Below are 14,111 nucleotides of genomic sequence, written 5' to 3' on the forward strand. Positions count from 1 at the left end.
CGCCGTACCGTTCGAGGCGGGCCCGGAGCGGGCCCGCGCCCTCGCGCGACGCTAATCGCCGAAGCGGTCCCGCAGTTCGCGCTTGAGGATCTTCCCGCTGGCGTTGCGGGGCAACTCGGCGACGAACAGCACCCGTTTGGGAGCCTTGAAGGGCGCGAGCTTCTCCTTCACGTGCGCGATGAGCTGATCCTCCGTCACCTCGCCGCGCGGGACGACGACCGCCGTGACGGCCTCGATCCATCGCTCGTCGGGCAGCCCGATCACGGCGGCCTCGGCGACGGCCTCATGGGTGTACAGGGCGTCCTCGACCTGGCGCGAAGCCACCAGGACACCACCGGAGTTGATGACGTCCTTCACCCGGTCCACGATGGTGAAGTAGCCGTCGGCGTCGCGTACCGCGAGGTCGCCGGAGTGGAACCAGCCGTCCCGGAAGGCCTCGGCGGTCTCCTCGGGCTTGTCCCAGTAGCCCTCGCACAACTGCGGTGAGCGGTAGACGATCTCGCCGGGCGTGCCGTCGGGCACGTCCTCGCCCTTGTCGTCCACGACCCGCGCGTCCACGAACAGCACGGTCCGGCCGCAGGAGTCCAGCCGGCCCTCGTGCTCGTCCGGGCCGAGCACCATGGCCAGCGGGCCGATCTCGCTCTGCCCGAAGCAGTTGTAGAAGGCGAGCCGTGGCAGGCGTTCCCGCAGCCGCTCCAGTACCGGCACGGGCATGATCGACGCCCCGTAGTAGGCCTTGCGCAGTCCGTCGAGGTCGCGCGTGGCGAAGTCGGGCCGGCCCGCCAGGCCGATCCACACCGTGGGCGGCGCGAACAGGCTGTCCACGCGGCCCGCCTCGATCAGGTCCAACAACCGGTCCCCGTCGGGCGCGTCCAGGATGACGCTGGTCGCACCGACGGCGAGGTAGGGCAGCAGGAACACGTGCATCTGCGCCGAGTGGTACAGCGGCAGCGCGTGCACCGGCCGGTCACCGGCGCTCAGATCGAGGGCGGTGATGGCGCTCAAGTACTCGTGGACGAGGGCCCGGTGGGTCATCATCGCGCCCTTGGGCAGGGCGGTCGTACCGGAGGTGTACAACAGCTGCACCAGGTCCTCGGCACGGGGCTCGGGGCCGTCGTACGACGGTGCGTCCGCGAGCCGGGCGAGGAGCGAGCCCTCGCTGTCCCTCAGCGGCAACACCCGCACACCGTCCGGTAGTTGCTCGGCGAGGTCCGGGTCGGCGAGGACGAGAGTGCTGCCGGACTGGCCGACGAGGTACGCCAGGTCGTCCCCGGTGAGGTTCTGGTTGACCGGCACATGGACCAGGCCCGCGCGGGCGCAGGCGAGGAAGCCGATCAGATAGGCGTCGGAGTTGTGACCGTAGGCGCCGACGCGGTCGCCGGGGGCGAGGCCCCGCGCGAGCAGTACCGAGGCCGCGCGCGAGACGGCGTCGTCGAGTTCCTCGTACGTCCAGCGGCGCTCGCCGTACTCCACCGCGAGGCGGGCCGGGGTGCGCCGGGCACTGCGGCGCAGCACCCCGTCGACCGTGCTGCCGTGTCCCTGCGTCATGACTCATGATCCTCGGTCCGTCGCGCAGGCAGGTCAAGCACCGAGGGGCGTCAACGGGCGTTCGCCGAATGCGACTTTTGCTTCTGCGTGCTCCTGTGCGCCCCTTTGGAGAAAGGTTTCCGGAAACCAACCACCGTTGAACTTGGGCAGGACTTGTCTCGAGCGTCAAATCCGAGGCACGTTCACATTTTCATGCGTCACAACGGGCAGGAGGTATCCATGAGCCGTGCTATGCCTGAACAAAAACGAACGTGGACGACAGGTACTGCTCCCGGCATATTCCCACTCCTCGGCCACGGTATCGCCTTCTACCGTCGACCGCTGGCGTTTCTGAATTCTTTGCCCGCACACGGGGATCTGGTCGAGATACGGCTGGGCCCCCAGCGTGCCTGGATGGTGTGCCATCCGGAGCTGACCCACGAGGTGCTCATGGATCCGCACACCTTCGACAAGGGGGGCCCGCTGTACGACAGGCTCGGAAAGCTGATGGGGGACGGCCTCGTCACCTGCCGCCAGCCCACGCACCGGGACAAGCGCAGGCTGCTGCAACCCGGCTTCCGCCCCTCCCACGTCGCCGACTACACGGCTCTCATCACCGAGGAGGCCGAGGCGGTGTGCGAAGCGTGGCCCACCGGCCAGGAGGTGCCCGTCACCGAGGCGATGATGGCCCTGACGACACGCGTGATCAGTCGTGTCCTCCTCTCCGACTCGCTCGACGCACCGACGACCGCCGAGGTGCGGGACTGTCTCACCGACGTCGTCCGCGGCCTGTTCGTCCGCACGGTCGTACCGATCGACGCCCTGTTCCGCCTCCCCACCCCCGCCAACCGCCGCTACCGGCGCGCGCTCTCCCGTCTGCACACGATCATCGACACGGTGATCGCGGAGCGCCGCCGGGGTCCCGACCGCGATGATGTGCTGGGCACGCTGCTGGCGGCCGCGCACGGCGACGGCGGAGCGGCTGCGATCACCGACCAGGAGGTCCACGATCACCTGATCACGCTGCTGCTCACCGGCGTCGAGGCCCCGGCACTGTGCCTGGCCGACGCCTTCAGCCTGCTGGCCCGCCACCCGGAGGCCGAGCGCCGCCTGCACGCCGAGCTCGACGCCGTCCTCCCCGGAGGCCGACCGCCCGGCCCCGGCGATCTGCCGTACCTCGTCTACACCCGGTGCGTCATCTCCGAGACGCTGCGCCACTCGTCACCCGGCTGGATCTTCACCCGCGTCGCCACCAGGGAGACGGAACTCGCCGGGTGCCGGCTGCCCGCGGGGGCCACCGTTCTGTACAGCCCTTACCTCCTGCACCACGATCCCTCGTCGTTCCCCGACCCCGAGCGTTTCGACCCCAACCGCTGGTTGCCGGGCAAGCCCACCGCCGAACAGCGCCGCGCGATGATGCCGTTCTCCGCGGGCAACCGCAAATGCCTCGGCGACGAGTTCGCCATGGTGGAGGCCACCCTGGCGCTCGCGACCCTCGCGGGGCGGCGGCGGCTGCGGCATCTGCCCGGGTACGCCCCACAGAAATCGCGCCCCGCAATCACGCTGGGGCCACGTTCCCTGGTAATGGCCTGTGAAGCCCGTTCACGCATGCCGTCCGGAGCACCATCTTCCAACGGCTCTCCCGCGCCCCGAGCAGCAACCGCCCCTCGCGCAGCGGATTCCCGAACGGCAGGTGACCGCGGTGTCGACAACGCATGAGGAAATCACGGTCGGTGTACCGGACGGAATTCCGGTCTCCACTCTCCGGGACCTGATCGACGCCAACCTCTACATGCCCTTCCCGTTCCAGCGCAACCCCCATGAATCCGGAGCCGCGGCCGGCGTCGACGCATGGCTGAGCGTGTGGGGGCTGACCGACGACCCAAGTGTGGCGGCGATGATGGCCCGCACTCGCCCCGCCCAGCTCGCGTCCTACAACAGCCCCACCATGGATTCCGGACTCCTCCAGATCATGGCCAACCAAATCGCCTATCAGTTCGTCTTCGACGACCGTGCCGAGGACATCGGTCGGCGTTCTCCGGGCAGTCTGCTGCCCATGCTGTGCGAGAGCATCGGGATTCTGCGGGACGGCCGGCCGCCCACCACACCCCTCGGAGCGGCCCTGGCCGATCTCCATCGGCAGGTCCGGGAACGCTGCACACCCGCGCAGGCCGAGCGATGGGCCTGGAAGAGCCGTGAATACGTGCACGGCCTGTTGTACGAAGCGGTGGCCCAGGCCCGCCCCTTCCTTGTGCGTACGGGAGACTGCACCTCGATTCGGTCGCTGACCGCGGGCGTCGAGCCGTTCTACCCGCTGTGCGAGGCCGCACAGCCACATGAGCTCTCGCCTGCCGAACTCCACCACCCCGTCGTACGCCGACTGAGCCGGCTGTCGGCCGACGCTGCTGTGTGGATACCCGACCTGTTCTCGGTGGTGAAAGAGCAGCGCGCAGGCGAAATAGTCAACCTGGCCCTTGCCTACCAGCGCGAGCACCAGTGCTCTCTGCAGGCCGCCGTCCTCCTGGCGATCCAGGAGATCAACAGCACGATCGAGGAGTTTCAGAGGCTCTACGCAGGGATCAAACGGCAGTTGAGCCCCGCAGGAGTCGGCTATGTGGAGGGCATGATCGGCTGGATCCGCGGGTGTTACCACTGGTCACGCACCGTGCCGCGCTATGCGGATGTGACGTCGGTGCCCGCCGTGCCGTAGTCGCCCATCGCGCTCCGGCGAGAGAGGCACCGGAGGTATCAATTCAAATCCTATTACCCGGCGGGCGGGCATTATTCCACCCGCGGCCAATGATTCACCCTATGGAGCTCAATCCGGCCTGCCCCACCTCTACGAGGCGTACGCTCGGCTCCCCGGCCGAACGACAGAAGGTGGTACGGCATATGGCGGTGGAGCCGCGGCAACCGATCACGGATCCAGCGACGTTGATCGAGCGCCGACGGGAACTTCAGGCCCTCGATGCCGCGTTCCAAGAGCTGCGGCGCACCACGGACGGCGTGCCGCGACCCAGGCGCAGGGGACTGCTCGCCTTCACCGGTCCGGCCGGACTGGGTAAGACGGCACTCATCACGGAAGCACGGCACCGCGCTGCGGCCTGCGGATTCACGGTGCTGTCGGGCCGGGGCGGGGAGGCCGAACAGGCGTCGGCGTTCCGTGTGGTGCGCCAGTTGATGCAGCCCTCGCTGGCCATCATGGAGGGGGCGGAACTCCGCGCCTTTCTCGGGAGTTGGTACGACATCGTCGCCGCCGCGCTCGGTCTCGAAGCGAGGGGCCCCGCCCCTGCCCCGGACCCGACCGGAGTACGCGAAGGTCTCGACTGGGTCATGACGCGTCTCACCGTGAAAAGGGGGCCCGTCGTACTGCTGCTGGACGACCTGCACTGGGCGGACACCGAGTCCCTGAGCTGGCTCGCCTCCTTTGCATCACGGGTCGAAAACCTTCCGCTGCTGATCGTGGTCGCCTACCGGCCCGACGAGCTGCCGTCCGAGGCGAGCGAACTCCGCGCGCTGGTCGGACACCACGGAAACCGCCCTCATGACCTGGCACTGCTCACCGCCGACGGCGTGGCTCAGATCGTCAGGAACGAAGTCGGGGAGCAAGCCGAGGACCGGTTCTGCAAGGAATGCTGGTCGGCCACGAGTGGCAGCCCGTTCGAATCGGTCGAGCTCGCCATCGGACTCGGCGAGCGGAAACTCAGAGGCACCGAGGACGACCTGCCCGCGATGCGTGAGCTCGCCGCCGCGATCAAGGGCCCGGGGCTGATCGAACGGCTGGAACGACTCGGCACGGCGACCGTCCGCTTCGCGCAGACCGCGGCCGTACTGGGTTCGCCCTTCTCGCCTCAGCTCGCCGCGACCATCGCGGTGCTCGGCGACGAGGCCGTCGCGGAGGCGACCCAGAAGTTGCGCGCATCCCGGATTCTTGCCGATGGCCACGGCCCCGAGGGCGAGCTCGAGTTCGTTCACCCCTTGATCGCCACGACCATCTACCGGTCCATCCGCACAGGCTTCCGGGTGGGGCTCCACAACACCGCCGCGCAGGCCGTGCTGGCCGCGGGATACGGCCCCACCGCCGCCGCCCGACATCTGCAGGAGGTCCCCTGCGAGGGCATGCCCGAGACGGTCGCATGTCTGCGAGAGGCAGCTCACGAGTACCTCCGGGCCGGTGCGACCGAGGCCGCCGGGCGCCTGCTGGCCCGCGCGATGCAGGAGCCGCCCCTCCCCGAAGACCGTGCCGAGGTCCTTCACGAACTCGCCTGCGCCACGTTCCTGATCGAGCCCACGGCCACGGTGAGGCATCTCCGCCAGGCGCTGGCGGAGCCCGATGTCGACCCCGATCTGCGCGCCTCCATCGTCTTTCGGCTGACGCAGGCGCTGGCTCACACCGATCGGCTGGCCGAGGCCGTGGCGGTGGCCGCCGACGAGGCGCGGAAGGCCACGAATCCGCGCGTCAAACTGCGTATGCAGGCCGATCAGTTCGTCTGGAGCATGGTCCGCACCGACGACCCCGACTCACCCGCCCGGTCCCGAACACTGGCGCGTCTCGCCGATCGGTTGCCCGGTCGTAGTCTGGAGGAGCGATACATCCTCGGGCTGCGGGCCTGGGATGCCGTCAAGCGCGGCGAACCGCGGCAGACCGCCCTCATGTATGCCGATGAGGCCCTGAGCGGCGGCATGAGCTGGACCGACGAGAACCACGGTTTCGAGGTACCCGTGTCGGTCGCCCTGGTATTCATGTACGGCGACCAGCCACGGCGGGCCGAGGAGTTGTTCAACAAGGGGATCGCCGAATGCGTGGCCAAGGGCTGGCGCGGCTCCCACCTCGCCCTCGGCCAGACGCTCGCCGGCTACATCCGCTACCACCGCGGCTGCCTGGCCGAAGCCGAGGATCTCGTACGGGAAGGTCTGCGCACCGCCGACAAGGTGGCCGGGGCCGTACCCGCCCAATGGTTCGCCCTCGGCATCCTGATCCAGACCCTGCTCGCCCGCGGCCGCACCACCGAGGCGCGCGCACTCGCCGACGAGCACCATTTCGGCGAGATTACACCGAACGCCGTCATCTACCCCGACCCCCGCACCGTGTACGCCGAACTCCTCCTGGCGGAAGGCCGCCACGCCGAAGCCGCGCCGCTGCTGTCCTCGGTCGGGGACTGGCTGGACAAACGGGCCTGGCGGAACCCGGCCTGGTGCCCGTGGCAGCTCCACCTCGCCTCCGCGCTCGCGCCCACCGCTCCGGACGAGGCGGTCGACCACGCCCAGGACGCCGTGAAGCGTGCCCGGGACTTCGGCGCCGCCTCCACCATCGGCCAGGCCCTCCACACCCTCGCCGAGGTGACCGGCGGGCCGGCGGCGCTCGACCTGTACGCGGAGGCCGTCCACCACCTGGAACAGTCGCCCGCCGCCTACGAGCTCGCCCGCGCCCAGATCGGCCACGGCACCGCGCTGTCGCGCAACGGGCGGCTGCAGGAGGCCGCCGAGCGGCTCTACCAGGGTCTGGAAGGCGCCGTCCACTGCGGAGCCGAGGGACTCGCCGCCCGGGCCAGGGCAGAACTCTCGGCGGCCGGAATGCGGCCGTTGCCCCTGCGGTATCCGCAGGCGGACACGCTGACCGCTCAGGAGCGCCGCACCGCCGAACTCACCGCGCAGGGACACTCCGCGGAAGTGATCGCCAAGCAACTGCACCTCACCGAGCAAGGCGTCCGCCAGCTGCTGTCCAGCGTCTACCGCAAGATCGGCACCGACGCCGCCGGTCTCGCCGGGTTCCTGGAGAGCTGACCTCGCCTTCGCGCCTGAGGCCTTCGCTCCCGGCCGTGTGCCGGGGTCTGGTCACACCGGCCGCGTGCGCCCCTCCCAGTACGGGTCGCGCAACCGCCGCTTGTAGAGTTTGCCGTTGGGGTCCCGGGGCATCTCGGCGATGAAGTCGACGCTCTTGGGCCGCTTGTAGCCGGCGAGACGCTCCGCACAGTGGTCGAGGAGGGCGGCGGCGAGGGCCGGGCCGGGCTCGTGGCCGGGTGCGGGTTCGACGACGGCCTTGACCTCCTCGCCCCAGTCGTCGTGCGGGATGCCGAAGGCGGCGGCGTCGGCGACGGCCGGGTGGGCGAGCAGCGCGGACTCGATCTCGGCCGGGTAGATGTTGACCCCGCCGGAAATGATCATGTCGATCTTGCGGTCGCGGAGGAAGAGGTAGCCGTCCTCGTCCAGGTAGCCGAGGTCGCCGACGGTGAAGAAGTCGCCGATGCGGTTCTTGCGGGTCTTGGCCTCGTCCTTGTGGTAGGAGAAGCCGCCGGTGCTCATCTTCATGTAGACGGTGCCCAGTTCGCCGGGCGGAAGCCGATTGCCGTCGTCGTCGAAGACCGCGAGTTCGCTGATGGGCCAGGCCTTGCCGACCGTGCCGGGCTTCTTCAGCCAGTCCTCGGCGGTGGCGAAGGCGCCGCCGCCCTCGCTGGCCGCGTAGTACTCCTCCACACAGTGCCCCCACCAGTCGATCATGGCCCGCTTGACGTGGTCCGGGCAGGGGGCGGCGCCGTGGATGGCGTGCCGCATGGACGAGACGTCGTAGCGGGCCTTCACCGGGTCCGAGAGGGCCAGCAGGCGGTGGAACTGGGTGGGGACCATATGGGTGTGGGTGCACCGGTGGGTGTCGATGAGGCGGAGCATCTCCTCGGGGGTCCACTTGTCCATCAGCACCAGGCGGTGGCCTATGTGCAGGGACGCGCCCGCGAACTGCAGCACGGCGGTGTGGTAGAGCGGCGAGCAGACCAGGTGGACGTTGTCGTCGAAGGGCTTGATGCCGAAGATTCCGAGGAAGCCGCCCAGGTAGGCCTCCTCGGGTGCCTTGCCGGGCAGCGGGCGGCGGATGCCGCGCGGGCGTCCCGTCGTACCGGATGTGTAGTTCATGACCCAGCCGAGTTCCCGGGCACCGGGCGCGGACTCCGGTTGTCCGTCGAGGAGTTCGGCGTACGGCCGGAAGCCGTCGACCTCGCCGACCATGTACCGGTGGGTGGCGGCCAGGCCCGCCTCGTCGGCGGCGGCGCGTGCGGCGTCGGCGAACCGCTCGTGGGCGATGAGCACCTTGGCGCCGGAGTCGCCGACGATCCAGGCGATCTCGGGGCCGACGAGATGATGGTTGACCGGGACCAGATAGAGGCCTGCCTGGGTCGCGGCCAGATAGGCGGTGAGGAACTCGACGCCGTTGGGCAGGACGACGGCGAAGGCGTCGCCGCGCCGCAGGCCGGCCGCGCGCAGCCCGTGGACGAGCCGGTTGGCGGCGCCGTGCAGTCGTCCGGCGGTCCACTCCTCGCCGTCGGGGGCGACGAGGACCGGGCGGTCGGGGTGCTGGGCGGCCTGGGCCCAGAAACCGGCAGGGGGTGTGCTCACGACTGGCCGCTCCTTCCGGCGATGTGGTTGATGTGGTCCACGGCCCGTTCGAAGCCGCGGGTGAGGTCGTCGAAGACGGCCTGGACACTGCGTTCGCTGCTCATCCGGCCGACGATCTGCCCGACCGGCGTGCCGAGCAGCGGCTCGACCTCGTACTTCTGGATCCGGGAGACCGCCTCTGCGACCAGCAACCCCTGCAGCGGCATGGGCAGGGTGCCGGGTCCGGCCGGGTCGTCCCACGCGTCGGTCCACGCGGTACGGAGCTGGCGTGCGGGCTTGCCCGTGAGGGCACGGGAGCGGACGGTGTCGCCGGATCCGGCGGCGAGGAGCTTGCGGGTCAGGGCGGGTGAGTGCAGGTCGGCCTCTGTGGTGGTCAGCCATATGGAGCCCAGCCACACACCTTGGGCGCCGAGGGTGAGCGCGGCCGCCACCTGTTGTCCGCTGCCGATGCCTCCCGCCGCCAGGACGGGCAGGGGGTCGACGGCCTCCACGACCTCGGGGGTGAGCACCATGGTGGCGATCTCGCCGGTGTGGCCGCCGGCCTCGTAGCCCTGGGCGACGACGATGTCGATGCCCGCCTCCTGGTGCTTGCGGGCGTGCCGAGCGCTGCCCGCGAGCGCGGCGACCAGCACCCTCCGGTCGTGGGCGCGGGCGACGACGTCGGCGGGCGGCGAACCGAGGGCGTTGGCCAGGAGCCGGATCGGGTAGTCGAAGGCGACATCGAGCTGGGTGCGGGCGACCTGTTCCATCCAGCCGGTGATGCGCCAGCCGGACGCCTCGCCCTCGGCCAGCTCGGGGACGCCGTACGTGGCGAGGGTCTCGCGCACGAACTGCCGGTGCCCGTCGGGGATCATCGCCTCGACGTCCGCCTCGGTCACGCCCTCGACCTTCTTGGCGGGCATGACGACGTCCAGGCCGTAGGGCCGGCCGTCGGCGTGCGCGTCGAGCCAGTCGAGGTCGCGTTTGAGGTCGTCGGGAGCGGTGTAGCGGACCGCGCCGAGCACGCCGAAGCCGCCGGCCCGGCTGATGGCCGCGGCGACGGCGGGGAACGGCGTGAAGCCGAAGACGGCGTGCTCGACTCCCAGTTTCCTGCTCAGCTCCGTCTGCATGGGCGCAGGATGCCGCAGCGGACGGGAGGAGGGAAGGGTTTTCTGACGTACCGTCAGAATCGTTTGGCAGTCGTGCGTTACGAAGTGGCCTCCAGCACCGCCATCGCCGCATTGTGCCCCGGCACCCCGCTCACCCCTCCCCCGCGCACCGCGCCCGCGCCGCACAGCAGGACGTTCGGGTGCCGGGTCTCCACTCCCCAACGGCCCGTGTCCGGCTGGGCGTAGGGCCAGGACAGGGCGCGGTGGAAGATGTTGCCGCCGGGCAGCCGCAGGTCCCGTTCGAGGTCGAGCGGGGTCTTCGCCTCGATGCAGGGGCGGCCGTCGGCGTCGACGGCCAGGCAGTCGGCGAGGGGTTCGGCGAGGTGGGCGTCGAGCTGGGCGAGGGTGGACTTCAGCAGCTCCTCGCGTACGGCGTCGTTGTCCCGGTCGAAGAGCCGGGCGGGGGTGTGCAGGCCGAACAGGGTGAGCGTCTGGTAGCCACGCTCGGCGAGGTCGGGGCCGAGGATGGTGGGGTCGGTCAGCGAGTGGCAGTAGATCTCCGAGGGCGGGACGGCGGGGAGTTCACCGGCGGCGGCCTGGGCGTGGGCGGTGGCGAGCTGCCGGTAGCCCTCGGCGATGTGGAAGGTGCCGGCGAAGGCCTCGCGCGGGTCGACGGCCGGGTCACGCAGCTTCGGCAGCCGGGTGAGCAGCATGTTGACCTTGAGCTGGGCGCCCTCGGCTGGTTCGGGTGACGGGTCCCCCGTCAGGGTGGCCAGCTCCTGTGGGGAGGCGTTGACCAGCACGTGCCGGGCGGCGGCGACGCCCTCGCCGTCGGCGGTGCGGTAGGTGACCTCGGCGGTGTGTCCGTCGGTGGCGATCCGGACCGCCTCGTGCCCGGTCGCGATGACCGCGCCCGCGGAGCGGGCGGTGGCGGCCAGGGCGTCGGTGAGGGCGCCCATGCCGCCGACGGGCACGTCCCAGGCGCCGGTGCCGCCACCGATGACGTGGTAGAGGAAGCAGCGGTTCTGGACGAGGGAGGGGTCGTGGGCGTCGGCGAAGGTGCCGATCAGGGCGTCGGTGAGGACCACGCCCCGGACCAGATCGTCCGCGAAGTTCTCCTCGACGGCGACGCCGATCGGCTCCTCGAACAGGGCCCGCCAGGCGGTCTCGTCGTCGATGCGGCGGCGCAGTTCGTCGCGGCTGGGCAGGGGTTCGGTGAGGGTGGGGAAGACGCGTTCGGCGAGTCGCGTGGTCATGCCGTAGAAGCGCTGCCAGGCCTGGTACTCGCGCTCGCCGCCGGTCAGCCGGGCGAAGGCCTCCCGGGTGCGCTGCTCGCCGCCGCCGACCAGGAGTCCCGCGGGCCGGCCGGCCCGCTCCGCCGGGGTGTACGAGGAGATGGTGCGGGAGCGGACGCGGAAGTCGAGGGCGAGGTCGCGCACGATCTTCTGCGGCAGCAGGCTGACCAGGTAGGAGTAGCGCGACAGCCGGGCGTCAACGCCGGCGAACGGGCGGGTGGAGACGGCGGCGCCGCCGGTGTGGTCCAGCCGTTCCAGCACCAGCACCGAACGCCCGGCCCGGGCCAGGTAGGCGGCGGCGACCAGGCCGTTGTGTCCACCGCCGACGATGACGGCGTCGTACGTGCGGGTGTGCTCGTTGGCAGGCATGGTTCTTCGTAACACGTGATGATCCACGACGGCCAGAGGTGTGCCCTGCCCTTGGGCCGGGTGGCCTCGGCCGGATGGGCTGCGCCGAGCGGCCCCCGGCGCGCGGCCGTGTGCAGTGGCCGGCGGCAGGCGGTCCCGGTCCCACGCCCTTGAGCCCGGCAGCCCGAGGCGAGCGGCCGGCGTCAGGCGCCGCCGGACGCCTGCCGCCGGCGGACCACCGCGACCTTCCGGTACAGCTCACCGGCCTCGGTGCCCCGGCCGAGCCGCTCCAGGCAGTGGGCCTCGTCGCCCTGCCCGGCGAGGGTGTCGGGGTGGTCCGGGCCGAGGGTCTGCTCGCGGGTGGCGGTGATCCGCCGGTACTCGGTGAGGGCCTCCTCCCAGCGGCCCAGCCAGCCCAGGGCGACGGCGATCTCGCGGCGGCTGACCAGCGTGTCGGGGTGGGCGGGCCCCAGGGTCTGCTCGCGGAACAGGCAGACGTCCCGGGCCTCGGTCAGCGCGTCCTCCCAGCGCCCCAGCCGGCCGAGGTTGACCCCGAGGCCGTGCCGGGCGCGCAGGGTCTCCGGGTGGGTGGGGCCCTGGACGCGGGTACGGTCCGCGATCAGCTCCCGGTACCGGCGCAGGGCGTCCGCGCTGCGGCCGAGCCGGCCGAGGCTGAGGGCGGTCTCGTAGCGGGCGGCGAGGGTGTCGGGATGGTCGGCACCAAGGATGCGCGCTCTCGCCTCGGCGACCTCGCGGTAGATGCGCAGCGCCTCCTCCCAACGGCCCGACTGGCCCTGGGCGTAGGCGACCTCGCAGCGCGAGACCAGGGTGTCGGGGTGGTCGGGACCGAGCACCCGGGCCCGGGCGGCGGCCACCTCCAGGGCCGTACGGCAGGCGTCGTCCAGGCGGCCGAGCCGGCCCAGGGTGCAGGCGAGGTTGTGGCGGCAGCGCAGGGTGTCGGGGTGATCGGGGCCCATGACGCGGACCCGGGCGGCGAACACCTCCGCGTACACCTGGTGGGCCTCGAAGTGACGGCCCAGCCGCCCCAGCGCATACGCCGTCTCCTGGCGGGTGGCGAGGGTGTCGGGATGGTCGGCGCCGAGCACCCGCGCCCTCGCCTCGGTGAGCTCCGCGTAGGCAGCGAGCGCCTCGGCGACCCGACCGGCGTGGACGAGCTCGAAGGCGGCCTTGTGGCGGGCGGCCAGGGTCTCGGGGTGGTCGGGGCCGGGCCGCTCCGCGGGAAGTGCGGTGCGCTCCGCGGGGGATGCCGGTACCGGCCGTCGAGCGTCTGCGGGTCCGTTGTGGCTGGTAGCGCCCCGCGGCGGAGCCGCATTTCGATCGAGCCCCGCGCCTCTATGGGGCGCTGCGGCCCACCGGCCGGAGAGTGCCGCCCCGGCGTCCGGGGGCAGCGCAGACAGTCCGGTGCCGAGCGCCTTGTGGCCGGTGGTCATGCCGCGGGTCCAGGACGGCAGGCGGGTTCCGCCCTTCGCATCCGGTACCTGAACGACCGTGAGCGGGGCGGGCGTTGTGCCGCCGCCCCGGATCCTGCGGACCAACTCCCCGGCGTCGTCCGGTCGTTCCTCGGGCCGCTTGGCCAGCAGGTCGAGGATGATCCCCTCCAGGTGGCCGGGCAGTTCGGGGCGGCGTTCGCGTGGGGGCCGGGGCGGGGTGTCGCGGTGGCCGATGAGGATCGCCCAGGCGTCCTCCAGGTCGAACGGCGGTGTGCCGGTGGCGATTTCGTACAGCACGCAACCCAGCGAGTACAGGTCGCTGCGCTGGTCGACCTCGCCGCCGACGATCTGTTCCGGGGACATGTAGTGCGGGGTGCCGAGGGCGACGCCGGTGCCGGTCAGCCGGGCGGTGAAGCCGATGTCGTGGCCGAGGCGGGCTATGCCGAAGTCGCAGATCTTCACGGTGCCGTCGGTCAGCCGCACGATGTTGCCCGGCTTCAAGTCGCGGTGGACCACGCCCTGCCGGTGGGTGTAGGCGAGGGCGGCGGCGACCTGGACGGCGATGTCCGCCACGTCGTCCACGGGCAGCGGATGGCCCTTGTTGTCCTCCAGCAGCAGGCTCAGGTCACGGCCCTCCAGCAGCTCCATCACCAGGTACGGGACCCCGTCGGACTCGCCGAAGTCGTGGACGACGGTCACCCCGCGGTGCGAGAGGGCGGCGGCGACCTGAGCCTCACGGCGGAACCGCTCCCGCAGGACGCGGGTGAGCGACGGATCGTGGTACGGGCCGAGCGGCTTGAGGCACTTCACCGCGACCTGCCGGCCCAAGGACTCGTCCCGGGCCCGCCACACCTCGCCCATCCCGCCCCGCCCGATCAGGTCGAGCAGCCGGTACCGGCCCTGAACCAGCCTGTGCTCCCCCATAGCGATCCGCCGCCCCCGTCGCCGTCCGCCCCGCTGCCGGGAGGCCGCCGCAGGACCGCGCCCGCCGCACCGCGCCGGACCGATCCGCGCCA

The 14,111-nt window shown here is 71.3% G+C and carries 8 protein-coding genes; 3 read left to right on the top strand and 5 right to left on the bottom strand.

Annotated elements, in window-relative coordinates; genetic code table 11:
- Positions 1-51: 51 nt before the first annotated feature.
- Positions 52-1,548 (bottom strand): acyl-CoA synthetase, encoded by a 1,497-nt coding sequence (locus tag ACWC0C_RS14955; RefSeq protein ID WP_450864251.1) that lies wholly within the window; start codon positions 1,546-1,548, stop codon positions 52-54.
- Positions 1,549-1,779: 231 nt separating this feature from the next.
- On the opposite strand from ACWC0C_RS14955, the gene ACWC0C_RS14960 reads away from it, so the two are divergent.
- From ACWC0C_RS14960 to ACWC0C_RS14970, 3 genes are all read left to right on the top strand, one after another.
- A complete protein-coding gene (locus ACWC0C_RS14960; RefSeq protein WP_449197164.1) occupies positions 1,780-3,246 on the top strand; it encodes a cytochrome P450 in 1,467 nt (488 codons plus the stop codon).
- Entirely contained in the window at positions 3,221-4,237 is a 1,017-nt protein-coding gene (locus ACWC0C_RS14965; protein WP_450864253.1) for a (-)-alpha-amorphene synthase, read from the top strand. Before ACWC0C_RS14960 ends, ACWC0C_RS14965 begins: the two co-directional genes overlap by 26 nt.
- Before the next feature lie 182 nt (positions 4,238-4,419).
- Positions 4,420-7,311: an ATP-binding protein gene (locus tag ACWC0C_RS14970; protein ID WP_450864255.1), complete on the top strand. Its 2,892-nt coding sequence runs from the start codon at positions 4,420-4,422 to the stop codon at positions 7,309-7,311.
- Positions 7,312-7,362: 51 nt separating this feature from the next.
- Here ACWC0C_RS14970 and ACWC0C_RS14975 read toward each other — a convergent pair whose 3' ends face one another.
- The 4 genes from ACWC0C_RS14975 to ACWC0C_RS14990 form a co-directional block, all read right to left on the bottom strand.
- Entirely contained in the window at positions 7,363-8,913 is a 1,551-nt protein-coding gene (locus tag ACWC0C_RS14975) for an acyl-CoA synthetase (protein ID WP_450864257.1), read from the bottom strand.
- On the bottom strand, positions 8,910-10,022 hold the full coding sequence (locus ACWC0C_RS14980) for a nitronate monooxygenase (RefSeq protein WP_450864259.1): 1,113 nt from the start codon (positions 10,020-10,022) through the stop codon (positions 8,910-8,912). The genes ACWC0C_RS14975 and ACWC0C_RS14980 overlap by 4 nt, the downstream gene beginning before the upstream one ends.
- Positions 10,023-10,099: 77 nt before the next feature.
- A complete protein-coding gene (locus ACWC0C_RS14985; protein ID WP_450864261.1) occupies positions 10,100-11,665 on the bottom strand; it encodes a phytoene desaturase family protein in 1,566 nt (521 codons plus the stop codon).
- A 182-nt stretch (positions 11,666-11,847) separates the two neighbouring features.
- Complete coding sequence (locus ACWC0C_RS14990; RefSeq protein WP_450864263.1) at positions 11,848-14,019, bottom strand: tetratricopeptide repeat protein; 2,172 nt, start codon at positions 14,017-14,019, stop codon at positions 11,848-11,850.
- Positions 14,020-14,111: the final 92 nt, after the last annotated feature.

The sequence above is a fragment of the Streptomyces sp. NPDC001709 genome (genome assembly GCF_053596375.1).

Excerpts from the sequence above, each read along its gene's own strand:
- ACWC0C_RS14970 (WP_450864255.1), top strand. The coding sequence starts at position 4,420 with ATGGCGGTGGAGCCGCGGCAACCGATCACGGATCCAGCGACGTTGATC.
- ACWC0C_RS14955 (WP_450864251.1), bottom strand. The coding sequence starts at position 1,548 with ATGACGCAGGGACACGGCAGCACGGTCGACGGGGTGCTGCGCCGCAGT.
- ACWC0C_RS14985 (WP_450864261.1), bottom strand. The coding sequence starts at position 11,665 with ATGCCTGCCAACGAGCACACCCGCACGTACGACGCCGTCATCGTCGGC.
- ACWC0C_RS14960 (WP_449197164.1), top strand. The coding sequence starts at position 1,780 with ATGCCTGAACAAAAACGAACGTGGACGACAGGTACTGCTCCCGGCATA.
- ACWC0C_RS14990 (WP_450864263.1), bottom strand. The coding sequence starts at position 14,019 with ATGGGGGAGCACAGGCTGGTTCAGGGCCGGTACCGGCTGCTCGACCTG.
- ACWC0C_RS14980 (WP_450864259.1), bottom strand. The coding sequence starts at position 10,022 with ATGCAGACGGAGCTGAGCAGGAAACTGGGAGTCGAGCACGCCGTCTTC.